This is a genomic window from Mammaliicoccus sp. A-M4 (genome assembly GCF_022386955.1).
GTDB lineage: Bacteria > Bacillota > Bacilli > Staphylococcales > Staphylococcaceae > Mammaliicoccus > Mammaliicoccus lentus.
This window is the reverse complement of record NZ_JAJNHH010000003.1, coordinates 36,396-62,911: the sequence shown is the minus strand read 5'-3', so window position 1 is coordinate 62,911 and position 26,516 is coordinate 36,396. Positions and strand designations below refer to the sequence as shown.

Annotated in this window: 23 protein-coding genes, 1 riboswitch and 1 other annotated feature; all 23 genes read left to right on the top strand. The window is 31.8% G+C overall.

Annotated elements, in window-relative coordinates:
* Nucleotides 1–49: 49 nt before the first annotated feature.
* The 23 genes from icd (at nucleotide 50) to LQ682_RS03810 (ending at nucleotide 26,513) form a co-directional block, all read left to right on the top strand.
* On the top strand, nucleotides 50–1,318 hold the full coding sequence (gene icd, locus LQ682_RS03920) for an NADP-dependent isocitrate dehydrogenase (RefSeq protein WP_016999313.1): 1,269 nt from the start codon (nucleotides 50–52) through the stop codon (nucleotides 1,316–1,318).
* Nucleotides 1,319–1,373: 55 nt separating this feature from the next.
* Nucleotides 1,374–2,309 carry a malate dehydrogenase gene (gene mdh, locus LQ682_RS03915; RefSeq protein ID WP_239723946.1) on the top strand — a complete coding sequence of 312 codons (936 nt, stop codon included), beginning with the start codon at nucleotides 1,374–1,376 and terminating at the stop codon, nucleotides 2,307–2,309.
* Nucleotides 2,310–2,604: 295 nt separating this feature from the next.
* On the top strand, nucleotides 2,605–3,315 hold the full coding sequence (locus tag LQ682_RS03910) for a response regulator transcription factor (protein WP_016999311.1): 711 nt from the start codon (nucleotides 2,605–2,607) through the stop codon (nucleotides 3,313–3,315).
* Entirely contained in the window at nucleotides 3,308–5,014 is a 1,707-nt protein-coding gene (gene pnpS / locus LQ682_RS03905) for a two-component system histidine kinase PnpS (protein WP_064211082.1), read from the top strand. The genes LQ682_RS03910 and pnpS overlap by 8 nt, the downstream gene beginning before the upstream one ends.
* A gap of 190 nt (nucleotides 5,015–5,204) precedes the next feature.
* The gene (gene polA, locus LQ682_RS03900) at nucleotides 5,205–7,829 is read left to right on the top strand and encodes a DNA polymerase I (protein ID WP_239723904.1); all 2,625 of its coding nucleotides are present in this window, start codon (nucleotides 5,205–5,207) and stop codon (nucleotides 7,827–7,829) included.
* Nucleotides 7,830–7,850: 21 nt separating this feature from the next.
* On the top strand, nucleotides 7,851–8,723 hold the full coding sequence (gene mutM, locus LQ682_RS03895; RefSeq protein WP_135020686.1) for a DNA-formamidopyrimidine glycosylase: 873 nt from the start codon (nucleotides 7,851–7,853) through the stop codon (nucleotides 8,721–8,723).
* A 10-nt stretch (nucleotides 8,724–8,733) separates the two neighbouring features.
* On the top strand, nucleotides 8,734–9,333 hold the full coding sequence (gene coaE, locus LQ682_RS03890; protein WP_016999307.1) for a dephospho-CoA kinase: 600 nt from the start codon (nucleotides 8,734–8,736) through the stop codon (nucleotides 9,331–9,333).
* Between the two features lie 274 nt (nucleotides 9,334–9,607).
* Complete coding sequence (locus LQ682_RS03885; protein ID WP_135020682.1) at nucleotides 9,608–10,642, top strand: glyceraldehyde-3-phosphate dehydrogenase; 1,035 nt, start codon at nucleotides 9,608–9,610, stop codon at nucleotides 10,640–10,642.
* 151 nt (nucleotides 10,643–10,793) lie between these two features.
* The gene (nrdR, locus tag LQ682_RS03880; protein WP_016999305.1) at nucleotides 10,794–11,252 is read left to right on the top strand and encodes a transcriptional regulator NrdR; all 459 of its coding nucleotides are present in this window, start codon (nucleotides 10,794–10,796) and stop codon (nucleotides 11,250–11,252) included.
* Nucleotides 11,253–11,263: 11 nt separating this feature from the next.
* Nucleotides 11,264–12,661, top strand: coding sequence for a replicative helicase loading/DNA remodeling protein DnaB (locus LQ682_RS03875; RefSeq protein WP_016999304.1), 1,398 nt, complete (start codon nucleotides 11,264–11,266; stop codon nucleotides 12,659–12,661).
* The gene (gene dnaI, locus LQ682_RS03870) at nucleotides 12,661–13,581 is read left to right on the top strand and encodes a primosomal protein DnaI (protein ID WP_016999303.1); all 921 of its coding nucleotides are present in this window, start codon (nucleotides 12,661–12,663) and stop codon (nucleotides 13,579–13,581) included. Before LQ682_RS03875 ends, dnaI begins: the two co-directional genes overlap by 1 nt.
* A 316-nt stretch (nucleotides 13,582–13,897) precedes the next feature.
* Nucleotides 13,898–15,826 carry a threonine--tRNA ligase gene (gene thrS / locus LQ682_RS03865; RefSeq protein ID WP_239723902.1) on the top strand — a complete coding sequence of 643 codons (1,929 nt, stop codon included), beginning with the start codon at nucleotides 13,898–13,900 and terminating at the stop codon, nucleotides 15,824–15,826.
* Between the two features lie 68 nt (nucleotides 15,827–15,894).
* A riboswitch (Lysine riboswitch) is annotated at nucleotides 15,895–16,067 on the top strand.
* An 89-nt stretch (nucleotides 16,068–16,156) separates the two neighbouring features.
* Nucleotides 16,157–17,650, top strand: a complete 1,494-nt coding sequence (locus LQ682_RS03860) for an amino acid permease (RefSeq protein ID WP_239723900.1) — start codon at nucleotides 16,157–16,159, stop codon at nucleotides 17,648–17,650.
* A gap of 52 nt (nucleotides 17,651–17,702) precedes the next feature.
* Nucleotides 17,703–17,830, top strand: a sequence feature (ribosomal protein L20 leader region).
* A gap of 23 nt (nucleotides 17,831–17,853) precedes the next feature.
* On the top strand, nucleotides 17,854–18,384 hold the full coding sequence (gene infC / locus LQ682_RS03855; RefSeq protein ID WP_064204340.1) for a translation initiation factor IF-3: 531 nt from the start codon (nucleotides 17,854–17,856) through the stop codon (nucleotides 18,382–18,384).
* Between the two features lie 25 nt (nucleotides 18,385–18,409).
* Nucleotides 18,410–18,610 (top strand): 50S ribosomal protein L35, encoded by a 201-nt coding sequence (gene rpmI / locus LQ682_RS03850; protein ID WP_016999300.1) that lies wholly within the window; start codon nucleotides 18,410–18,412, stop codon nucleotides 18,608–18,610.
* Nucleotides 18,611–18,652: 42 nt separating this feature from the next.
* Nucleotides 18,653–19,012, top strand: a complete 360-nt coding sequence (gene rplT, locus LQ682_RS03845; RefSeq protein ID WP_016999299.1) for a 50S ribosomal protein L20 — start codon at nucleotides 18,653–18,655, stop codon at nucleotides 19,010–19,012.
* Between the two features lie 144 nt (nucleotides 19,013–19,156).
* The gene (locus LQ682_RS03840) at nucleotides 19,157–19,780 is read left to right on the top strand and encodes an NUDIX domain-containing protein (protein WP_016999298.1); all 624 of its coding nucleotides are present in this window, start codon (nucleotides 19,157–19,159) and stop codon (nucleotides 19,778–19,780) included.
* A 2-nt stretch (nucleotides 19,781–19,782) separates the two neighbouring features.
* Nucleotides 19,783–20,712 (top strand): hypothetical protein, encoded by a 930-nt coding sequence (locus LQ682_RS03835; protein WP_064204339.1) that lies wholly within the window; start codon nucleotides 19,783–19,785, stop codon nucleotides 20,710–20,712.
* A gap of 92 nt (nucleotides 20,713–20,804) precedes the next feature.
* Nucleotides 20,805–22,085 carry a trigger factor gene (tig, locus tag LQ682_RS03830; protein ID WP_016999296.1) on the top strand — a complete coding sequence of 427 codons (1,281 nt, stop codon included), beginning with the start codon at nucleotides 20,805–20,807 and terminating at the stop codon, nucleotides 22,083–22,085.
* Nucleotides 22,086–22,211: 126 nt separating this feature from the next.
* The gene (clpX, locus tag LQ682_RS03825) at nucleotides 22,212–23,474 is read left to right on the top strand and encodes an ATP-dependent Clp protease ATP-binding subunit ClpX (protein ID WP_016999295.1); all 1,263 of its coding nucleotides are present in this window, start codon (nucleotides 22,212–22,214) and stop codon (nucleotides 23,472–23,474) included.
* 173 nt (nucleotides 23,475–23,647) lie between these two features.
* Entirely contained in the window at nucleotides 23,648–24,235 is a 588-nt protein-coding gene (gene yihA, locus LQ682_RS03820; RefSeq protein WP_239723898.1) for a ribosome biogenesis GTP-binding protein YihA/YsxC, read from the top strand.
* 74 nt (nucleotides 24,236–24,309) lie between these two features.
* On the top strand, nucleotides 24,310–25,659 hold the full coding sequence (gene hemA / locus LQ682_RS03815; protein WP_103268883.1) for a glutamyl-tRNA reductase: 1,350 nt from the start codon (nucleotides 24,310–24,312) through the stop codon (nucleotides 25,657–25,659).
* A 20-nt stretch (nucleotides 25,660–25,679) separates the two neighbouring features.
* Complete coding sequence (locus LQ682_RS03810) at nucleotides 25,680–26,513, top strand: cytochrome C assembly family protein (RefSeq protein ID WP_016999292.1); 834 nt, start codon at nucleotides 25,680–25,682, stop codon at nucleotides 26,511–26,513.
* The last annotated feature ends 3 nt before the right edge of the window (nucleotides 26,514–26,516 follow it).

Here is a 26,516-nt window from a genome sequence, read left to right as displayed (position 1 = left end):
TTTTATAAATATAATATAAATAAACATATTTAAATGGAGGAATCATATAATGACAGCAGAAAAAATTACAACAAATCAAGGCGTTTTAAATGTTCCGAATAATCCTATTGTTCCGTATATTATCGGAGACGGTATTGGTCCAGATATCTGGAATGCAGCAAGTAAAGTATTAGATGCAGCTGTAGAAAAAGCTTATAATGGCGAAAAGAAAATTGAATGGAAAGAAGTATTAGCTGGTCAAAAGGCTTACGATGAAACAGGCGAGTGGTTACCTGCTGAGACTTTAGATACAATTAGAGAATATTTAATTGCCATTAAAGGTCCTTTAACTACACCAATTGGTGGAGGTATTCGCTCATTAAACGTTGCTTTACGTCAAGAATTAGATTTATTTACTTGCCTAAGACCTGTACGTTGGTTTAAAGGTGTTCCTTCACCGGTAAAACGTCCTGAAGATACAGATATGGTTATTTTCCGTGAAAATACAGAAGACATTTATGCTGGTATCGAATTCCAAGAGGGTTCTGATGATGCTAAAAAGGTTATTGATTTCTTACAAAATGAAATGGGTGCTAAAAATATTAGATTCCCTGAAACTTCAGGAATTGGTATTAAACCTGTTTCTAAAGAAGGTACTGAAAGATTAGTTAGAGCAGCGATTAACTACGCGTTTGATAACAATCGTCGCAACGTTACATTAGTTCACAAAGGTAACATTATGAAGTTTACTGAAGGTGCGTTCAAACAATGGGGATATGATTTAGCTGAACGTGAATTTGGTGACCGTGTATTCACTTGGCAACAATACGATAAAATCGTTGAAGAAGAAGGTAAAGATGCTGCGAACAAAGCACAATCTGATGCAGAAGCTGAAGGTAAATTAATCATTAAAGATTCAATCGCAGATATTTTCTTACAACAAATTTTAACGCGCCCTGCTGAATTTGATGTTGTAGCTACAATGAACTTAAATGGTGACTATGTTTCAGATGCTTTAGCAGCACAAGTTGGCGGAATTGGTATTGCACCAGGAGCTAACATCAACTATGAAACTGGTCATGCAATCTTTGAAGCTACACATGGTACTGCACCAAAATATGCTGGTTTAGATAAAGTGAATCCTTCATCAGTATTATTAAGTGGTGTTCTATTATTAGAACATATTGGTTGGCAAGAAGCTGCAGATAAAATTACACAATCTGTAGAAGCGACTATTGCATCTAAAGTAGTAACATATGACTTTGCTCGTTTAATGGAAGGCGCAACTGAAGTTAAATCTTCAGAATTCGCTGATGAATTAGTTAAAAATTTACCATAATGTGATTAATTGAGGGGGGTTATATATAACCTCCCTTTTATTTTAAGGAGATGTAATTTATGACAAGAAAAAAGTATCAATTATTGGCGCCGGCTTTACAGGTGCTACAGCAGCTTTTGTAGCAGCACAAAAAGAATTAGGGGATATTGTATTAGTTGATATACCTCAATCTGAAGACCCTACTAAAGGTAAAGCATTAGACATAGCTGAAAGCGCACCAGTACTTGGGTTTGATTCTAAAGTTATTGGGACATCAAACTATGAAGATACAAAAGACTCTGACGTTGTAATTATTACAGCGGGTATAGCTAGAAAACCTGGTATGTCGAGAGATGATTTAGTACAAACAAACCAAAAAGTCATGAAATCAGTTACTGAACAAATAGTTAAATATTCACCTAATGCAATTATTTTAGTTTTAACAAATCCTGTTGACGCTATGACGTACACTGTATATAAAACATCAGGATTTCCTAAAGAGAGAGTTATTGGTCAATCGGGTGTATTAGATACAGCTAGGTTCAGAACATTCGTTGCAGAAGAATTAGACTTGTCTGTTAAAGATGTAACAGGTTTTGTACTTGGTGGTCATGGGGATACTATGGTTCCCTTAATTAGATACTCAGCAGCTGGTGGAGTTCCATTAGAAAAATTGCTTTCAGAAGAAAAAATTAATGCAATTGTAGATCGTACAAGAAAAGGTGGGGCTGAAATTGTTAACCTTCTAGGAAATGGATCTGCTTATTACGCTCCTGGAGCTGCATTAATTGAAATGACGGAATCTATTTTGAAAGATCAAAAACGCGTATTACCTTCTATTGCTTATTTAGAAGGCGAATATGGGTATGAGGATATCTATTTAGGTGTACCAACTGTGCTAGGTAGTAATGGTATAGAAAAAATTATTGAATTAGATTTAACAAATGAAGAAAAAGAATTATTAGATGAATCTGCAGAAGCAGTTAAATCAGTTAAAGAAGTGTTACAATAGGAATAATATAGTTAAAGTACTGGCTGGGACATAAATAAATGTCTCAGCTTCATTCATTGCAAGACAGTATCTGATTAGGTATTAAAACGTGCTTAAATCAAGCTTTTTCATACTTAGTCATTTTTAATGGGGGTGGGACTACGAAATTTTTGAAAATGAGATTTTTGTCCTACTCCCTATTTTATTAGCTTAATTGTTAATACAGTGTTAACTTTTTGTAAAGTTCTCTAAATACGTATTATTTTTTTAATAATTTACGTTATAATTATGTTAAATCGCTTAAGGAGGTTCTTGCATGTCACAAAAAGTATTGGTAGTAGACGATGAACAATCAATCGTCACTTTGCTTAAATATAATATAGAACAAGCGGGTTACCAAGTTATTGTAGCCTATGATGGTGTCCAAGCATTAGAGAAAGTCAACGAAGAAAAACCGGATTTAGTGGTTTTAGATGTCATGTTACCTGAAATGGATGGTATTGAAGTATGTAAAACAATACGTTCAGATAAAAATCAAGTTCCTATTTTAATGTTAACAGCAAAAGATGATGAATTTGATAGAGTATTAGGTTTAGAACTAGGTGCAGATGATTACATGACAAAGCCATTTTCTCCAAGAGAAGTGGTAGCAAGAGTTAAAGCAATTTTAAGACGAGTTAGCCAAATCGAATCTAGTCAATTAGATGAAGATGAAGATATTATATTAGGTTCAATTCGAATACGTCCAGATTATTTTGAAGTTTATCGAAATGACGAGCTTTTAGAATTAACACCGAAAGAATTCGAATTATTACTATATTTAATCGAAAGACAAGGCCGTGTGATTACTAGAGAACATATGCTGAATTCAGTATGGAATTATGAATTTGCAGGAGATTCACGTATTGTAGATGTACATATAAGTCATTTAAGAGATAAGCTTGAAGAAAACCCTAAACAGCCTCAGTTTATAAAAACGGTGAGAGGCTTAGGTTATAAGTTAGAAAGACCAAAAAATAATGATTAAGTTTTATAATAAGCTTTTAATTATACTTACAACAGTTACCGTTGTAAGTTTTCTTATATTAGGGTTTTTCCTACATAATTCAAGTTATGATCTAATATCTAAGCAAGAAGATAAACAAATGAAAAACGATTCTAGAAAGATTTACGATATTGCCAAACAACATCCAGAAGATTTGGATAATATATTAAATGTATTTGTACAAGATGTTTTAGTCATGAAGAATAATAAAGAATTATATAGTTCTCAAAATCAAGGGACTAAAATTTTTGATGATGAAAAAGATGATGCCATTAAAGAAGCTAGAAAATTCGATGAATCATTTAAACTTAATAAAGAAAAAAGTGAATTAATTTCTGCTAAAAAATATGGTGAATATACGATTGTTTTAGCAAAAGAATCTGAAACTATAGCAATTATTCAAAAAGATATTTGGCAATACTTGTTAATCGTCTTATTATTTACTTTACCACTTATTTATTTCGTAGTTAGATACATCAATACTTCTTACATCTATCCTATAAAAGAAGTAACATATGCTACTAAACTATTAGCTTCTGGTAAGTATAGAGTAAGAGTTCCAGAAAGTAATGTTAAAGAAACGAAAGACTTATTCATTAACACTAATGAGCTCGCTAGAACGCTAGACGATTTAAATAATGAGCAGAAACTCCAAAGAAATAGATTAGAAACGACATTAGAAAACATTCCAAGTGCAACGTTGATGATCGATAGAGATGGTTATATTGTTATAGCTAATAAAACTTATCATGATTTATTTGATAGAGTTGGGAATGCAGAAGGGCAATTGTTTAAAGATGTTATGCCTAATCAAGAAATCAGCCAAATGATGAACGAAGCTTTGAAGTTAGAACAACCTTTATTTGAGCAAATTGAATTGTATATTAACAATGTTCATAATAAATTTTTCGAAGTATCTACTATACCAGTCCTATCAAGACGTAAGAAAAATCTTTTAGGTCTCGTAGTAGTAATGCATGATATTACAAAATTGAAAAAATTAGAACATATGCGCAAAGACTTTGTTGCAAATGTATCTCACGAACTGAGGACACCTATAACTTCTATTAAAGGATTTGCTGAAACTTTATTAGATGGTGCTAAAGATGATCCAGAATCTTTAGATATGTTTTTAAATATCATTCTTGAAGAATCAAACAGGATACAATCATTAGTACAAGACTTGTTAGATTTATCTAAAATTGAACAAAGTAATAAAATTCCAAAAGAACGTATTTCTTTAACTGAAATAGGAGAGCATTGTATACAAACTGTAAGTAATGCAGCACATAAAAAAGATATTGAATTGATAGGTAATATCGATAATGATGTATATGCACTTGGAGATAAAGATAAAATCACTCAAGTTCTTATTAATTTGTTAACGAATGCCATTAGTTACTCTTCGCCATCTAGTGAAGTTGTTTTAACAATTAAAAATGAAACAGACGGACAAATTATTTCTGTTAAAGACAATGGTATAGGTATTTCTGAAGAAGAGCATGCTCGTATATTTGAACGCTTTTATAGAGTTGATAAAGCAAGAAGTAGAGATTCTGGAGGTACTGGCTTAGGACTGTCTATTACAAAACATATTATAGAAGCACATAATGGTGTAATTAAAGTAGAATCTAAAGTAGGCGAGGGCTCTAATTTTATAGTTAAATTATTTAATGAATAATCTTCATATAATCTTTACAATAAATTCACACTAGTTTCATGGTTTATAGATAGAATGAATCTAGACCCCTTCATTTTGATGATTGAGCAAGATACTTCGGTATCTTGCTTTTTTATTTTATGCGAAACAATCTAAATATGGACTTATATATGATAAAATGAAATCAATATAATGATGGAGGTATCTCACATTGGAAAAATTGGTACTTATAGACGGAAATAGTTTATCATTTAGAGCTTTTTTTGCATTGCCTCTTTTAACTAATAAAGCGGGCGTATACACAAATGCAATTTATGGTTTCACAATGATTTTAGATAAAATAATAAAAGAAGAACAACCGACTCATTTTATGGTTGCATTTGATGCTGGAAAAACAACATTTAGAAATAACATGTATAGTGAATACAAAGGTGGACGTGAAAAAACGCCGGATGAATTACGTAGCCAATTGCCATATATTCGTCAATTAGTTGAAAGTTATAATATTAAACACTATGAACTTGAAAATTATGAAGCGGACGATATTATCGGTACGCTATCAAAACAAGCTGATAATCAAAATTTAAAAACTATAATTATAACTGGCGATCGTGATTTAACACAATTAGCTAGCGAAAACGTAACAATTTATTACACTAAAAAAGGTGTGACAGATATTGATCACTATACACCTGAATTCATCGCTGAAAAGTATGATGGAATAGTACCAAATCAAATTATTGATATGAAAGGTCTTATGGGAGATAAATCAGATAATATACCAGGTGTCCCTGGTATTGGTGAAAAGACTGCTATCAAGTTATTGAAACAATTTGAAACAGTTGAGGGCGTTTACGAAAATATAGATGAATTAAAAAAATCTAAAATGAAAGAAAAGCTAATTGAAAATGAAGAAAATGCAAAATTAAGTAAAGATTTAGCGACGATTAATAGAGATAGCCCTATAGAAGTAACGATAGATGATTTAAAATTAACAGACTATAGCGATGAAGAGAAAATTAAACTATTCAAAACTTTAGAATTTAAACAATTGTTAGATCAAATGGATGCAAGTACAGAAGCTTCAGATGATCGTGTTATTGAATATATAGATAGTATGGATGATTTTGATTTTAAAAATAAAAAAGAAGCGTCCATACATTTTGAGACGAATGAAAACAATTATCTAAAAGCAGACGTTCTAGGTTTCGCTATTCAAACGGAAAATCAGGTATTTGTGATAACAGAAGAAGAATTTAAACAAAATAAAGATTTACATGAATGGTTAGAACGAGAAGAGGTATCGTTGTCTGCTTATGACGTTAAAAAGACTATTGTATTATCACATAGATTAGGTGTAAAAATTAAAGGTGTTACATTTGATACAATGTTAGCGAGTTATATATTAGATCCTTCTAGAACAATAGATGATGTATATTCAGTCGTGTCTGAATTTGGAATTTATTACGTGCCTAATGACGAAAGCATCTATGGAAAAGGCAAAAAGTTACACGTGCCAGAAAGAGACGTTTTATTTGAATGTATCGCAAAAAAAGTGACTGCGATTTCAGAATCAAAAGAAAAAATGATTGACCTATTAAAAGAAAGAGAACAACTTTCATTACACGATGATTTAGAGTTGCCACTAGCGACAGTTTTAGCTGATATGGAGAGATTAGGTATAACAGTTGATAAGGATACTTTAGTAAATATGCAAGAAGATTTAAATTCAAGACTTGAGAAATTAATTGAACAAATTCATAATTATGCGGGTTCTGAATTCAATATTAATTCACCTAAGCAACTTGGTGTAGTATTATTTGAAGATTTAAAATTACCAATCATTAAAAAGACTAAGACTGGCTATTCAACAGCAGTAGATGTGTTAGAACAATTACGAAATGAACATCCTATAATTGAAGATATTTTAGTTTATAGACAATTATCTAAATTGCAATCTACTTACATTGAAGGCCTACAAAAAATGATTACACCTGAAGGGAAGATTCATACGCGATTTAACCAAACATTGGCACAAACTGGTCGCTTAAGTTCTGTTGAACCTAACTTGCAAAACATACCGATTCGATTAGAAGAAGGTCGTAAAATTAGAAAAGCATTTAGACCAAGTAAGAAAGACCATGTTATTTTTGCAGCTGACTATTCTCAAATTGAGTTACGTGTATTGGCACATATTACAGGGGACGAACATATGAAAGAAGCATTTACATCTAATGAAGATATTCATACGAAAACTGCAATGCGTGTTTTCAACATAGATAGTAAAGACGAAATTACTGGAAATATGAGAAGACAAGCTAAAGCTGTTAACTTTGGTATCGTTTATGGAATCAGTGATTATGGGTTGAGTCAAAGTTTAGGTATTACGAGAAAAGAAGCTAAGAAATTTATCGATGACTATTTAGATAGTTTCCCTAAAGTAAAAGAATATATGGATACAATAGTGCAAGATGCAAAACAAAAAGGATACGTAGAAACACTTCTTCATAGAAGACGATATACGCCTGATATTACAAATAGAAACTTTAATTTAAGAAGCTTTGCAGAAAGAACAGCTATGAATACACCTATACAAGGTAGTGCAGCTGATATCATCAAACTTGCAATGGTTCAGTTTGCTCATAAAATTAAAGATACAAACTTTAATGCAAAATTATTATTACAAGTACACGATGAATTAATATTTGAAGTGCCAAATGATGAAATAGATGAATTCAGGCCATTTGTAGAGGAAATCATGGATAATGCGCTTGAACTGAGCGTACCATTAAGTGTTGAATCAAGTTATGGAGACACATGGTATGATGCAAAATAATGAAGAGAAAGAAGACTGAAAATGCCAGAATTACCAGAAGTAGAACATGTTAAGAGAGGTATCGAACCTAAATTAATTGGAAGAACGATTCAACATATTAAATTTTCAGATAAAGTGAAAATAGGTAAAGATACAGGTAAAGAAACGATTGTTAAAGGTACCTCTTTAGAAGAATTTAAAGCGCGTATTGAAAATTATATGATTACGAACGTATACAGACGAAGTAAATATATATTTATAGAATTAGAAAAAGATCAAAATCACCATATTATGATGTGTCATTTTGGTATGACAGGTGCTTTCTTTACAGTTCCGCAATTAGAAGATATTACGATACCAAATCATAAAAAGCATTGGCACGTTATTTTTGAGTTAGATAATGGAATTAAACTTATTTATACTGATATTCGAAGATTTGGTGAAATAAGAGCTTTGAAAGATTTAACAGAATATCCTTCAGTATTAAAAATAGCGCCAGAGCCATTTTTTGAAGAAGCCTTTCATCATTATAAAGAACAAATTAAGACAAAAAAGTTTATTAATAAACCTATAAAAGTGGCAATACTCGACCATACAGTGATTTCAGGGTGTGGAAATATATATGCATGCGAAGCTTTATTACGTGCAGGAATTTTGCCTAGTCGTAGCGTTAAAGAATTAAGTGAAGAAGAACAAGAAAAAGTATTTCGTGAAGTAGTGGAAGTTCTTCAAGAAGGTATTGATAATGGTGGATCAAGTATTTCTGATTATTACAATGCCGACGGAGAAAAAGGAACGATGCAAGAAAGACATCTTGTATATGGTAAAAATATTTGCGGACAATGTGGTGGTACTATTGAACAAGAAATCATAGCTACAAGAAATACTCATTATTGTCCAAACTGTCAAAAGTAGGTGTGTAAAGATGAGTCGTGTAATAGGTTTAACCGGTGGAATAGCTACGGGGAAATCAACAGTATCAAACCTGTTAAAAGAACATGGGTTTTATATTGTGGACGCTGATATAGCTAGTCGTAAAGCTGTCGAAAAAGGCAGTAAAGGATTAGATGAAGTGCGAGAAGTATTTGGTGACGAAGCAATAATTGATGGTGAAATGAATCGTCAGTATATTGGCCAGATTGTTTTCAATGATGAAAATATGAGAAATAAATTAAATAACATTATACATCCTAAAGTTCGTGAAATAATGGAAGATGAGAAACAACAAGCATTGAACGAGGGAAAAAACGTTATAATGGATATCCCTTTATTATTTGAAAACCAATTACAAGATACAGTTGATGAAACATGGTTAGTATATACAAATGAAACAAACCAAATTAATAGATTGAAAGAAAGAAATCAATTGACTGATGACGAAGCACTATCACGTATACGTTCACAAATTCCAATTGAAGAAAAACGACATTTAGCAGATGAAACTATTGAAAACAATGGCACAAAAGAAGATTTAGAATCGACTATTATTCAATTTTTAACTGCTAAAAACTATAAAACCACATGATTTTATAATAATTTCAAGTTTGAATTACTGATATTTTGATGCGTTCTTTAAGATAGACACTTTAAGTGTTTAAATTGAAGAGCGCATTTTTGTTTTACTAGAAAATTCAATGTTACATACTAAATATAATATATGAGTAAAAATACTTAATAACGTAGTTTTATTAATAAAAATAAAATTTTCAAAAACATAATAGTAAACGTTTTCAATACGATTTTAATGTGATATACTAATTGCAACAAATAGTATATCACATTAAAAGGGGTTCTCGATTATGAAAAAAAATATTGCGATTAACGGATTAGGAAGAATAGGTAGAATGGTATTAAGAGGTGCACTTAAATCTGATGATTTAAATATTGTTGCGATAAATGCGTCTTATCCGCCAGAAACAATTGCACATTTAATTAAATATGATTCAACACATGGGAAATTAGATGAAGAAATAAAAGCAGTTGAAGATGGAATTGTAATAAATGATCATAAAATTTTATTAGTGTCAGAGAGAGACCCTAAATTATTACCATGGGGAACATTAAATATTGATATTGTTATTGAAGCAACAGGCAAATTCAACCATGGAGATAAAGCAGTTTCACACATAGATGCAGGTGCTAAAAAAGTAATATTGACTGGTCCTGCTAAAGGTGGGAAAGTTCAAACGATTGTTAAAGGTGTAAATGATAATCAACTTAATTTAAAAGAATTTGATGTTATTTCAAATGCTTCTTGTACAACAAATTGCTTAAGCCCTGTAGCTAAAGTCTTAAATGATAAGTTTGGTATTGAAAATGGCTTAATGACAACCGTTCATGCTTTTACAAATGATCAAAAGAACTTAGATAATCCGCATAAAGATTTAAGAAGAGCACGTTCTTGTACTGACAGCATAATACCAACTTCGACTGGAGCTGCAAAAGCTTTATCACTCGTATTACCAGAATTAGAAGGTAAAATGCATGGTATGGCATTAAGAGTACCAACTTCAAACGTTTCTTTAGTTGATTTAGTTGTTGATTTGAAAACTGATGTAACGATAGAAAAAGTGAATGATGCATTAAGAGAAGCAAGTAATGGAGAATTGGCAGGGATTATGGCTGTAAGCGATGAACCATTAGTTTCAATTGATTTCAATACTGATCCACATTCAGCTATTGTTGATGAACAATCTACGATGGTCATTGGAGATAATAAAGTTAAAGTATTGGCTTGGTATGACAATGAATGGGGATATTCAATGAGAGTTGTTGAATTAGCTGAGCAAGTGGCAAACATTTTAACTGAAACACAAGAACAAAAAATTTCATAATTGATATACTTAATAAACACAATGCGAATTTTGAAATTTGCATTGTGTTTTTATTTGATGATTTACAAATGTAAAGTAGTGAGCGTTTAAAAATATCCGAAACTACTGTATAATCTATGTATGAAAATATAAGTTCTGAGAGGTGAAACGAATGAGATGTCCAAATTGTAAATATGATAATTCTAAAGTAGTGGATTCAAGACACGCTGATGATCTGACTGCTATAAGAAGAAGAAGAGAGTGTGAATCATGTGGATTTCGTTTCACGACATTCGAAAGAGTTGAACTATCACCTTTAATAGTAGTTAAAAAAGATGGAGCTCGACAAACTTTTAATAGAGATAAAATATTAAATGGTCTCGTTCGTTCATGTGAAAAAAGACCAGTTGCTTTTCAAAAACTAGAAGATATTACAAACCAAGTTGAAAAAGACTTAAGAGCTGAAGGAGTTACTGAAGTATCTTCTAATGATATTGGAGAAAAAGTAATGGAACATTTAATGGATGTTGATCAAGTATCATATGTAAGGTTCGCGTCTGTATACAGAGAGTTCAAAGATGTCGATCAATTGCTACAATCAATGCAAGGTATTTTGAAAGACCGAAAGTAAGGTGATTATTAATGGCGGAATATTTTAGTGGTATAAAGCCTGGAGATGGCTTTTACGTGAAATCAAATTATAATTACACACATGTCCATCAAGACATATTAACTAGCTTATATACGCCGTTAATTGGTACTGATGCAATAGGTGTTTATTTATATTTATCACAATTTAATTTTCATAATGAACATGACGCTTATAGTCATTATACAATTATGAATGATTTAAAAATTAATTTATCAAATTTTAGAGATTCGTTAGATTTATTAGAAGGTATTGGATTAATTAAAACTTTTATGAAAGTAAACCAACAAGAGCAAACATTTATATACTCGTTACAACAACCTGCTACAACTGAACAATTCTTTAATGATCCTTTATTATCAGTTTTTTTATACCAACAAATAGGTAAGGCAAGATTTGTTGCCTTGAAAAATAGATATAAAGATAAAAGTGTTTCTACTTCAGATTATAACGATGTTACCAAAACTTTCACAGATGTTTTTAAAGTGCCTAATATGTCACAAGTAGCACCTACAGATTCAATAGAAATACAACAAGATGCTAAAAACAAAGGTTTGGATTTATCCGATGTAAAATTCGATTTTGAAATGCTTGAGTTATTACTGAATAATCATTTAATTTCTAAAGAGATTTTAAATAAAAAGACAAAAGAAGTAATTATACAAATTGCTACATTATATGGTATAACACCTGTAGATATGAAATCTATCATTTTAAAATCTATAACAGAGAACCAAACAATCTCTTTAGAGGATTTAAGGAAACATGCTCGGTCAATTTATCAAATAGAGCATGAAGGTGCTTTACCAGCATTAGAAGTAAAGCAAGGTAGTATAACATCAAGTCAAAATGAACAACCAAGTGAAGAAGTAAACTCATTATTATCTTGGTATGAATTATTAGATACTACAAGCCCTATTGAAATGTTATCTTCGTTTACAGAATCTGAGCCAACCGTTGCCCAGAAAAGACTTGTAGAAGAAATCATTACTAGAGAAAAATTACCTTACGGGGTTATGAATATACTATTACAATATGTTATGTTCAAAAACAACATGCAATTACCGAAAGCTTATATTGAGGAAATCGCTTCTAACTGGAAGAAGTTAAAGCTAAGTTCAGCAGAGGAAGCTTATAATTACATTAAAGAATTTGAAAAGAAAACTAAAGAAAAGAAAAAGCAACGTCAAGAAAAAGGTAATTATAATTCATATAAATTGAAATCGATTGAAAAAACACCGGATTGGCTATTAAAACAAAAATCGAGTGAAGAAAAAGAAGACGGCGCCAATAATGATAAACAACAAGATGAAACTGATGAAGAATTTGAAAAAAGAAAAAAAGCTCTACAAAGAGAAATGGAAGCATTTTGGAAAGAAGGTGATCATTGATGGAACCGCTAGGGCAACATTTGCAACAAAATAAAGATTTTCAAAAAAGACTAGATAAAATAAAAAGGGATACACTTGCCAATAAAGAAGTGAAAGCATTTATAGAAGCACATCAATCTGAATTGACAAATGCTATGATAGATAGAGATTTAGATCAACTGCAAGCATTTAAAGACCAGTCGAAAAGTTGTGAAAAATGTGATTGTTACAATAAATGCATTAACTTTGTTAAAGGGCATGTTCCAGAATTATACATTCAAAATGATCACATTAAAATTAGATATTTACCGTGCCCGAATAAAATAGAACATGATGAACAACGCTTCCAATCTAACTTAGTAACATCTTTTCAAATGCCTGAAGAAACATTACAGGCAACAATTAAAGATATATACGTAGATAATGAAGCGAGAATGACTATTATTAAAAAAGCTATGGAAATTTGTAATAAAATAGTGAATGGTGAAGATACTAAAGGACTTTATATACACGGTCCATTTGGAACAGGTAAGTCTTATATACTTGGTGCAATATCTAATCAGTTGAAATTGAAAAACCAAGCTTCTACAATTATATATTTACCAGAATTTATTAGAGTATTAAAAAATGGTTTTAATGATGGTTCATTTAGCCAAAGATTTGAATCTGCTCGAGAAGCAAAAGTATTAATGCTTGATGATATTGGTGCGGAAGAAATAACCCCTTGGGTAAGGGATGAAGTATTAGGTCCGTTATTACATTATAGAATGGTCCATAAACTACCGACTTTCTTTAGCTCGAACTTTAATTTTGAAGAATTAGAATTTCATTTGAGCAAAACGAGACAAGGTGCTGAAATAACGAAAGCAAGTAGAATTATGGAACGAATTAAGACAATTACTGAAGACTATGAACTTGAAGGTAAAAACTATAGAGCGTAATTTTAGCTTGATATTTTATAATAGAGTTGTATAATTGAATTATCTTAAATGAATATTTAAATTTAGAGGACATGACGTCTATTTAGCATTCACAGAGAGTCTCATCTAGCTGAAATTGAGATAATGCGATATATTCGGTTACTCCCTCATACATGATGTGTTAATCCACATTCGGCTCAAGACCGTTATCTTATGTAGAGTTATCGTAAACACAATAAGTTTGCGTTAATGAGGGTGGTACCGCGAGAGATTTCGTCCCTTTGGATGAGGTCTCTTTTTTATGTTCTTTAATAATTTTAATGAGGAGGAAGTCGTTATGAGCGAAATAAATATCAAATTTCCAGATGGCAATGTGAAAGGATTTGAACAAGGCACAACAACTGAAGATATTGCTCAATCTATTAGCCCTGGGTTAAGAAAAAAAGCAGTAGCAGGTAAATTCAATGGACAACTAGTCGATTTAACTAGACCTTTAGAGGAAGATGGGGATATTGAAATTGTAACACCTGGTAGTGACGAAGCTTTAGAAGTGTTAAGACACTCAACTGCACATTTAATGGCACAGGCATTGCAAAGATTATATGGAGATGTGAAATTTGGTGTTGGTCCAGTCATTGAAGGTGGCTTCTACTATGATATAGATACAGAACACAAAATTTCTAGTGACGACTTCGAAACGATCGAAAAGGAAATGAAACAAATCGTAAATGAAAACTTCAAAATTGAACGTAAAGTTGTATCTAGAGATGAAGCTGAAGAATTTTTCAAAAACGATGAATATAAATTAGAGTTAATTGATGCTATACCTGAAGACGAAAATGTAACACTATATTCACAAGGTGAATTTACTGATTTATGTAGAGGTGTACACGTACCTTCAACTTCGAAAATTAAAGAATTTAAACTTTTATCAACTGCAGGGGCTTATTGGAGAGGCGATTCTAATAACAAAATGTTGCAGCGTATATATGGTACTGCATTCTTCGATAAAAAAGATTTGAAAGCTCACTTGAAAATTTTAGAAGAGAGAAAAGAACGTGACCATAGGAAAATCGGTAAAGAATTAGAACTATTTACAACTAACCAAGATGTTGGCGCTGGACTACCTTTATGGTTGCCAAATGGTGCTGTAATTAGACGTGAATTAGAGCGATATATTGTAGATAAAGAAGTAAGTATGGGTTACGACCATGTTTATACACCAATCATGGCTAACGTTGATTTCTATAAAAAATCAGGTCACTGGGATCATTATCAAGAAGACATGTTCCCACCTATGGATGTAGGTAATGAATCGTTAGTTTTACGACCTATGAACTGTCCACACCACATGATGATTTATAAAAATAGTCGTCATTCTTATCGTGAATTACCTATACGTATTGCTGAATTAGGCATGATGCATAGATATGAAGCAAGTGGTGCAGTATCAGGTTTACAACGTGTTCGTGGTATGACTTTAAACGATGCGCACATCTTTGTTAGACCAGATCAAATTAAAGAAGAATTTAAGCGTGTAGTAAACATGATTTTAGATGTTTACGAAGACTTTGGATTCAAAGACTATACTTTCAGATTGAGTTATCGTGATCCTGAAGATAAAGAGAAATACTTCGATGATGATGAAATGTGGAATAGAGCTCAAGCAGTATTGAAAGAAGTAATAGATGAAATGGAATTACCATATGAAGAAGCGATTGGTGAAGCGGCATTCTACGGTCCTAAATTAGATGTTCAAGTGAAAACTGCAATGGGTAAAGAAGAAACTTTATCAACTGCGCAACTTGATTTCCTATTACCGGAACGCTTTGACTTAACATATATTGGTAAAGATGGAGATGAACACCGTCCAGTTGTTATCCATAGAGGTGTTATTTCAACAATGGAACGTTTCACTGCTTTCTTAATAGAAGAAACTAAAGGTGTATTCCCAACGTGGTTAGCACCAAATCAAGTTGAAATTATACCTGTTAACGTAGATTTACATTATGATTATGCTAGATTATTACAAGATGAATTGAAATCACAAGGTGTTCGTGTTCATATCGATGATCGTAATGAAAAAATGGGCTACAAAATAAGAGAAGCTCAAATGAAAAAAATACCTTATCAGCTTGTTGTAGGTGACAAAGAAGTAGAAAATCAAGAAGTTAATGTTAGACAGTATGGATCAAAAGATTCAAAAACAGTCGAAAAAGACGAGTTTATTTGGAATCTTGTTGATGAAATTCGCTTGAAAAAATAAGAGGCTATTGAAAATTTCGGATTCTTCAGTTATAGTTTAATAGTAAAAATTAATTTAATATTCCTCAGTAATGAGTTAGAGGTTGCGATGTTCAAGATTATACATTCAGAAGTGTTATGGCACATATGTTGAAATGTAGAAAGGGGATATTGCCGAAATAAATAGTGACCATAATGCTATTTATTGGGCCAGTGTTAAATAAATACTGGACTGTCACACTAAGTGATGTGCTACCAATTTGTATGGAATGTTCATATATGGTCGCATATCGAATAGGGTATGCGACTTTTTTAGTGGCTCTATTGTGGAATTGTAGAAAGGGAAAGATCAATGTCGCAAGAAAAAACAACTAATAATATTCAAAGGAAGTTAAAAGATAGACACATCTCTATGATTGCTATCGGTGGTTGTATCGGTACAGGTTTATTTATGACTTCGGGTGGTGCTATAAGAGACGCGGGACCAGGTGGTGCATTATTAGCATATGCAGTAGTTGGTATTATGGTCTTCTTCCTTATGACATCGTTAGGAGAAATGGCAACATATTTACCAGTTTCGGGATCATTTAGTACATATGCTACAAGATTTGTTGATCCATCATTAGGTTTCGCTTTAGGTTGGAACTATTGGTTTAACTGGGTTATTACAGTAGCAGCTGATATTACAATTGCTTCTCAAGTTATTAGCTATTGGGAACCATTAGAAATATTACCTTCATGGCTATGGAGTATCATATTCATGTTGATTATATTTGGTCTTAATGCACTATCTGTTAGAGTTTATGGTGAAAGTGAGTACTGGTTTGCATTTATTAAAGTTGCAACAGTTATTATCTTTATCGGTATCGGTTTATTAACGATATTTGGTATTATAGGTGGTCAATACTTAGGATTTGATAATTTTGTTGTAGGAGATGCACCGTTCCTAGGAGATTCAAATGTGAATACATTCTTATTAACATTAGGAGTATTCTTAGTTGCAGGGTTCTCATTCCAAGGTACAGAACTTATTGGTATTACGGCAGGAGAATCTGAAAATCCTGAAAGAGCAGTGCCGAAAGCAATTAAACAAGTGTTTTGGAGAATATTACTATTTTACATTTTAGCTATATTTGTAATAGGAATGATTATTCCGTACACAAATCCGAACCTAATGGGTGGGGATGAAATTGCTAAATCGCCATTCACGCTTGTATTTGAAAATGCAGGATTAGCATTTGCAGCTTCATTTATGAACGCAGTAATCTTAACTTCAGTATTATCAGCAGGAAACTCAGGTATGTATGCTTCTGTAAGAATGCTGTTTTCAATGAGTAAAGATAAATTGGCTTCACCAGTATTTTCAAAAACAAATAAAGCTGGTGTACCTTATACAGCGTTAATAGCTACTGCATTTGTAGTTGTATTAATATTTATAATAGAACATTTAAGTGGTGGCGCTTATGAATATATTATCGCAGCTTCAGGTATGACAGGCTTCATTGCTTGGTTAGGTATTGCGATCAGTCATTATAGATTTAGAAGAGCTTTTGATTTACAAGATTATGATAAAACAAAACTAAAATATAAAGCTAAATTATTCCCATTTGGTCCATTGTTCGCATTTATATTATGTGCGATTGTCATAGTAGGCCAAGATGTAGACTTTATACAAACGGGTGAATTTGATCCTAGAAGATTTTTCATTACTTATATGGGTATTCCTGTATTCTTAGTATTTTACATTTTCCATAAGTTAAAATATAAAACGAAATTAATTCCATTAGAAAAAGTGGACTTAAGTCAAGATCTTGATATGGAAGAATTCGAAAAGAATATTAAATAAATATTGACATAAAGGTTTATAGTTGGTATGATAGGTCATGTTGAATACGAAACGGACCAAGTAGAAGCATACCCGCTTCTCACCTGTAGTGACGCTTTAAGCAGTTGGCAGGTAAAAATAAACCTTTAATGTTTATGGATAAGAGCGGGTGCATTTATGCATTCGCTCTTTTTTTCTTGGACGACTTCGTAAAAATCTAGGAGGTGTCAACCATAGCTAAAGATCAGACTCAAGTTAACGACAGAATTCGCGCAAAAGAACTTCGACTAATTGGCCAAGATGGTGAACAGATAGGTGTTAAATCTAAACAAGAAGCTATTGAAATGGCTGAAAGAGTAGATTTAGACGTTGTTATCGTAGCACCTGGTGCTAAACCACCTGTTGCAAGAATTATGGATTACGGAAAATATAAATTCGAACAACAGAAAAAAGAAAAAGAAATTCGTAAAAAGCAAAAAGTTGTTAATGTTAAAGAAATTCGATTGAGTCCAACTATCGAAGAACACGACTTTGAAACTAAACTAAAACATGCTCAAAAATTCTTATCTAAAGAAGATAAAGTTAAAGTATCTATTAGATTTAGAGGTCGTGCGATTACGCATAAAGAAATTGGTCAACGCGTGCTTGAACGCTTTGCAGAATCTTGTAAAGATATAGCAACAGTTGAGCAAAGACCTAAAATGGAAGGGCGTTCAATGTTCCTAATGTTAGCGCCTATCACAAACGAAAAATAAACCGAAATACTAGGAGGAAAACTCAATGCCTAAAATGAAAACTCATCGCGGAGCAGCTAAACGTGTTAAAAGAACTGGTTCAGGACAATTAAAGCGTTCTAGAGCGTTTACTTCACATTTATTCGCAAACAAATCAACTAAAGCTAAACGTCAATTACGTAAATCTACTTTAGTATCTAAATCAGATGTAAAACGAGTTAAACAAATGTTAACGTACGTAAAATAATAAATTTATTGGACTAATGGTCCAGTTCAAGGAGGAATTATCATGCCACGTGTTAAAGGTGGAACAGTGACGAGAGCTCGTCGTAAAAAAGTCTTAAAATTATCTAAAGGTTACTTTGGATCAAAACATACATTATACAAAGTTGCTAAGCAACAAGTTATGAAATCAGGTAACTATGCTTACCGTGACCGTCGTCAGAAAAAACGTGAATTCCGTAAATTATGGATTGCTCGTATCAACGCTGCGGCTCGTCAAAACGACATCAGTTACAGCCGTTTAATGAATGGTCTTAAATTAGCTGGTATCGAAGTTAACCGTAAAATGTTATCTGAAATCGCTATTTCAGACGAAAAAGCTTTTGCTGAATTAGCTACTAAAGCTAAAGATGCTTTAGCAAAATAATAAATATATATAGAGTCCGGGGGCATTTACCATGTCCTGGACTCTTTTTTTATAAAGAAGATTAAATTTAATATAAAGGTATCTTCTTTACGCCTTATATACGCTTTGATAAAATAAAGAAGAACAACTTATAAGGAGAATACTATGTCTAAATTTGATGAAATGATTACAGTTGTCCCTAGAAAGACAATTTTTAAAGATGAAGCTTATCAATTTGATGGCTTTAAATCTATTCAAGATGAAGAAACGAAATACATTTATGAAACAATTAATGAATACGAAGTTAAAAGACGTGGGGACATGGAAGAAGATCCTTCATATAAACAACTTATTTCATATTGTATTTTAGAAAATGAAAATGATGAAATACTTGTATATGAGCGACTAACAGGTGGAGGAGAAGGTAGACTTCATGGCTTAAGTTCTATTGGTGTAGGCGGTCATATGAATGATGTTCCAAATGCTACAAATGTAGAAGAAGTGATTCGAGATAATGCAGAAAGAGAATTAGAAGAAGAAGTAGGGCTTGATAAAGAAAATGTTAAAAATATGGAACTAATCGGCTTTATTAATGACGACCAAAACGAAGTTGGTAAAGTACACATCGGATTAGTTTTCAAATTAAAAGTAAATGAATCAAGTGTTGAAGCTAAAGAAACTGATACCTTGAAAATTAATTGGGTTAAACAATCAGATTTAGCGAATAATAAAAATTATGAAACATGGAGTAGCTTAATTATAGACGGCTTATATAGAAGAGGTGAGTGACCTTGTCTGATATCATTCCATTTCCTAAATTAAAGAATCAATTAATTACAAATATTAAAACTTCAATGCAAGATGGTGAATATGATAAAGCATATGAATCATTCGAAACATACGAACAACATTTTGAAATGGATGAACAATTATCGTTGATGAAATGTGAAGTTTTAAAGTCTTGCGGTCATTATCTAGAATTAAGAGAAGAAGCAAGTATATTATTAAACCAAGGTCACGAACAATATGATCAAGTTGTAATATATTTTGTAGAAAGCCTATTTCAATTAGAACAGTATCAAACTGTAGTGGAAATCATAAATCAAATTAAAGATGAAGCTATTGACCATGCAACAAGAATGACTTTAATACCAATGCAAGATTTAGCAAAAGATAAGCTAGAACAAAGGAAACTTAAAGCTTCAGAAATTTTAAAGACTTTTAAAGATACAAACTTTGAGGAACAAGTGCAATTATTAATAGATTTAATAGATAACCATCTAGGTATTTTCAATTTAACATTAGCTCAAATTATTGAGAATGAACCGTTACATCCAAATGTTCAAAGCTTAATATTAGAGTATTTACGTTTGGGAGAATGGTCAGCTGAAGTTAAATTTAATAAAATAGATACAAATATAGCCATTGTTCCTACAGAACTTAGTGGCATTGAAAGAACAGATTTTAAAATAAATATTATACCTAAAATTATTGAACAACTTGAAATAGATAGCCCAGCGTCTATAGAATTAAGTAACTCTATATTAAATCAACATGCCATTTTACTTTATCCAATCGAATTTAAATCTATTAAAAATGAAGTTTTAATAGCATGTTACTTGAAACTTTTATCAGAACGCCTTAATATAGACGCTAACTATGAAAGTGTGAGCCAAGATGATTGGGAACAATTTATTGGCGTTATTCAGAAATTTGAATGAATATAAACACTATAGTTGAAACATTGAAAAGCTATGTTATAATTAAAGAGTTGAAAATTAATAAATTAGGATAATCACGGAGGTTTTTATTCATGACAGCAACATGGGAAAAGAAAGAAGGCAACCAAGGTTTATTAACTGTTACGGTTCCAAAAGAAGAAGTAGATAAAGGATTAGACAAAGCATTCAAAAAAGTTGTTAAACAAATTAATGTGCCTGGTTTCCGTAAAGGTAAAATGCCAAGACCATTATTTGAACAAAGATTTGGTGTTGAATCATTATACCAAGATGCTTTAGATTTTATTTTACCTGAAGCATATGGTAATGCAGTAGAGGAAGCAGAAATCAACCCTGTTGATCGTCCAGAAATCGATGTTACACAAATGGAAAAAGGTAAAGAACTTATCTTTGAAGCAACTGTAACTGTAGAACCTGAAGTAGAATTAGGTGAATACAAAGGTTTAGCTATTGAAAAGCAAGACCGTGAAGTAACTGACGAAGAATTCGAAGAAGCTTTAAATGATGCGGTAAGTCGTCAAGCTGAATTAACAGTTAAAGATGGTGAAATTGCTGAAGGTGATGTAGCTAACATTAACTTTGATGGCTATGTTGATGGAGAAGCTTTTGAAGGTGGACAAGCTGAAGGTTATGATCTTGAAATTGGTTCAGGTTCATTTATTCCAGGATTTGAAGAACAACTTATCGGTCTTAAAGCTAATGATAGCAAAGATGTTGTTGTCACATTCCCTGAAGAATACCACGCTGAAGAATTAGCTGGTAAAGAAGCTACTTTCAAAACAGAAATCAACGAAGTTAAAGGTAAAGAAGTTCCTGAATTAGATGATGAATTAGCTCAAGAACTTGATGAATCTGTAAAAACAGTTGATGAATATAAAGAAAAATTACGTAAAGACTTAGAAGAAGCTAAAGTTAACCAAGCTGACGCTACTGAAAAAGAAGAAGCAATTACAAAAGCTTCTGATAATGCTACTGTAGATATTCCAGAAGCTATGATTAACACTGAATTAGATCGTATGATGCAAGAGTTTGAACAACGTATTTCTCAACAAGGATTAAACCTTGATTTATATTATCAATTCTCAGGACAATCAGAAGAAGAACTTAAAGCTCAAATGAAAGAAGACGCTGAAAAACGTGTTAAAACTAATTTAACTTTAAGAGCTATTGCGGATGCTGAGAACATTGAAATTTCAGACGAAGATGTTGAAGCTGAGTTAACAAAAATGAGTGAACAATTCGGATTATCTGTAGAAGATATTAAATCTACTTTAGGTAATAATGATATCTTAGTTAATGACCTAAAAATCCAAAAAGTTATCGACTTATTAGTTAATGAATCTAAAGAAGCATAATCGTTATTCGGTATTAAAATAGATCATAGTAGCAGAATATTTCTGCTACTATTCTTTTTTAACCCGTTTAATTTGAAATAATAAAGTACTTTTAGTATAGTCTAGAAGAAGAATAGGGGTGTAAAAATGTTTAAATTTAACGATGGTGAAGAAAACTTAAAATGTTCTTTCTGTGGTAAAGAACAAGATCAAGTTAAGAAACTTGTAGCTGGTAGTGGTGTTTACATTTGTAATGAATGTATAGAACTTTGTTCAGAAATAGTAGAAGAAGAGTTAAAATCACAAGAACCAGAACAATTTACTGAAGTTCCTACACCTAAAGAAATATTAGAGCAATTAAATGACTATGTAATTGGTCAAGAAAGCGCTAAAAAATCATTAGCAGTAGCTGTTTATAACCATTACAAACGTGTTCAACAACCTTCAGAAAGTGAAGATGGTATTGAATTACAAAAAAGTAATATAGCACTAATAGGTCCAACTGGTAGTGGTAAAACATTACTAGCTCAGACATTAGCTAAATCATTAAATGTTCCATTTGCAATTGCAGATGCTACAAGTTTAACTGAAGCAGGTTACGTTGGTGAAGACGTTGAAAATATATTATTAAGATTAATTCAAGCTGCAGACTTTGATGTTGAAAGTGCTGAAAAAGGAATCATCTATGTGGATGAAATCGACAAAATTGCACGTAAATCTGAAAATACTTCAATAACTCGTGATGTATCAGGTGAAGGTGTTCAACAAGCACTTCTTAAAATTCTTGAAGGTACAACAGCAAGCGTACCACCTCAAGGAGGAAGAAAACATCCTAACCAAGAATTTATCCAAATTGATACAACAAATATCTTATTTATTCTTGGTGGTGCCTTTGATGGTATCGATGAAGTTATTAAACGTCGTTTAGGTGAAAAGGTAATTGGTTTTAGTAGTGCTGGAGAAGAAATCAGCGATGAAGAATCATTACTTTCACAAATTAGACCTGAAGACTTACAGTCATATGGTTTAATTCCTGAATTTATTGGTCGTATTCCAATTGTAGCTAACTTAGATACGTTAGATGTTGAAGCTCTTAAAAATATCTTAACTAAACCGAAAAATGCTTTAGTTAAACAATATACTAAAATGTTAGAGCTAGACGATGTAGAACTTGAATTCTCTGATGAGGCTTTAGGTGCTATCAGTGAATTAGCTATAGAGCGCAAGACTGGTGCTCGTGGTCTTCGTTCAATCATTGAAGAAGCTCTAATTGATATCATGTTTGATATTCCATCAAGCGATGATGTAACGAAAGTGGTTATAACTGAAGAGACAATTAGAGATCATAAGAACCCAAGCTTATATGATAGCGAAGGTAACTTATTAAACGATGAAAAAACTTCAGCTTAAATTATAAAATCTAGAGTCCGGGACATGATAATTGTCTCGGACTCTTTCTTTAGCAGTGTTGACATTACAAAGACTTTTTAAAAATAAGAGCTTGTTGTTTCACTACATTGCTATGTTTAATTATTTAATGATTTAAGCTATAATAAAAGAAACGAATGATGTAGGAGATTACAATGAAAATAAATCCAAATAATGTAGACATTATAATTAGTGCAGTAGAGTCTAAGCAATATCCGGAAACGGGCTTACCTGAAATAGCATTAAGTGGAAGATCAAATGTAGGTAAATCAACATTTATTAACACACTTATTTCTAGAAAAAAAGTAGCGAGAACTTCATCTAAACCAGGTAAAACACAAACTTTAAACTTTTTTAACATTGATGAACAATTAATATTTGTAGATGTGCCTGGATATGGTTATGCTAAAGTAAGTAAAAAACAAAGAGAACAATTCGGCAAGATGATTGAACAGTACTTAACAACGAGAAAAAAACTTAAATGTGTAATACAACTTATAGATATACGCCACAAACCTACACAAGATGATATATTGATGTACGATTACTTAAAGCATTTTGAAATACCTACGATTATAGTTGCTACTAAGGAAGACAAAATACCAAAAGGTAAAGTTCAAAAACATCTCAAAATTATTCGAGAAACACTGGAAATAGAATCTGAGGACGTATTAATTAGTTATTCTTCATTAAATAAAGACAAGACGGACAATATTTGGGCATTATTGTCACAATTTATTTAAACAAATTCCTCACATTCCTAGATTAGAAATGTTATAATTAAGACATTGGACATAAATTAATGGGGGCGTTAGAAGTGCATGTAGTTGTAGTAAGTGTAAACTATAAAACTGCAGACGTTGCGATGCGCGAGAAATTAGCGTTTAATGATCAAGAAATTGAAAACGCGCTTGTAACTCTTAGTAACAAAAAATCTATATTAGAATGTGTAATCTTATCAACATGTAATAGGACAGAAGTATATGCCGTAGTAGATCAAATACACACAGGCAGATACTATATACAATCATTTTTAGCTGACTGGTTTAATCAATCATTAGATACAATTAAGACGCACACAAATGTTCTAACTGAGAATGATGCAATAGAACATCTATTCAGAGTGACATCTGGGTTAGATTCTATGGTATTAGGTGAAACTCAAATTTTAGGACAAATGAAAGACGCTTTCCAAACTGCACAAACAGAAGTAACTACTGGAACGATGTTTAATCGTTTATTTAAACAAGCAGTTACATTAGCTAAACGTGCTCACAGTGAAACAGATATCGCATCTAATGCTGTTTCAGTTTCTTATGCTGCAGTAGAACTATCTAAAAAAGTATTAGGCAGATTAGATAATAAAAAAGCGTTAATCATAGGTGCCGGTGAGATGGCAGAATTAGCTGTTGCGAATTTGAACGGTAGTGGCGTGACAGATATAACTGTTTTAAACCGTACTGTTGCAAAAGCTGAGGCTTTAGCTATGCAATATAAAGGTGTAGCAAAAAGCATAAACGAATTGCAATGTTCTTTAATGGAAGCTGATATTGTAATTAGTTCAACAAGTGCTGAGCAATATGTATTAACAAAAGATATGATGAGAGATGTTGAAAGATTTAGAAGGCATAAACCTTTAGTTCTTATCGACATTGCTGTTCCACGTGACATTGATCCAGAAGTTAACGATTTAGAATTAATGTTTAATTATGATGTAGACGACTTAAATGGTCTAGTAGATGCAAACTTAGCAGAACGTGAGAAAGCTGCGCGTGAAATTGAACTATTAATTGCTAAAGAAATTGATAAGCATGAAGAGTGGGTTAATATGTTAGGTGTTGTACCAGTAATAACTGCTTTGAGAGACAAAGCTTCTCACATACAACAAGATACAATGACAAGTATTGAGAGAAAATTACCTGACATGACTGAAAGAGAACGTAAAGTAATCTCTAAACATATGAAGAGCATCGTCAATCAGTTACTTAAAGATCCTATTACACAAGCTAAAGAATTATCAACAGATAAAAAATCTGATGAAAAATTAGAATTATTCCAAGAAATCTTCAACATTACAAATGAAGTTGAGAGAATAAATGAAAATAAAACAGAAACAAAGAAAGAATCTAAACAAGTTCAATTGACGCCTAATACAGTTGAATCTTAATTTAATTAAATGGTGATGCTATGCAAGATATAATTGCAGTACGTTTGCATGAGGTTGTTTTAATCATCTATATGATATGTTTAGGGTGTTACTTTTATGATTTTATTCAAAAGAATAATAAAGTACGAAAACTTGGTTACTATGCATTAGGGATTGTTTGGATATTTCAAACAATCTTTTTATGCATGTATATCATTACGACTAAACAATTTCCGATATTAACCCTATTTGAAGGTTTTTATTTTTACACCTGGATGATTATTACAGTTTCGTTAGTTTTAAACTATTTTAAATCAACTGACTTAACAGTATTTATAATTAATTTAATTGGTTTTGTATTTTTAACAATTCATACTTTCAGACCTGAACAATATGATGCCGAAAATACTGCCGCAAACATGATGAATGAATTATTACTCATTCATATTTCATTAGCGATTTTGAGTTATGTTATCTTTGCATTGAGTACATCACATGCAATTTTATACTTATTACAAAGAAAAAATTTAAAAGAAAAGACATTTAACCAAAAGTTTTTTAGAATGGGAAGCATTGAACAGCTAGAGCAAAATGTATTTAGATTTTCTTTAGTAGGCTTCTTAGTCTTGTTAATAAGTTTAATATTAGGAATACAATGGGGTCTAATCATTATTGGTAGTGAGATTTGGTTGGACTTAAAAGTAATTGGATCATTAATTGTCTTATTGCTATATGGTATATATTTATTCCTACGAGTAAGAAAAACTGTTAAAACTAAGACATTAGTAGTTGCTAATATTATGATATTCTTAGTTTGTATGATAAATTATTTGGTGGTTTCGAAATTTTCAGGATTTCATCAATGGTTTAACTAAATG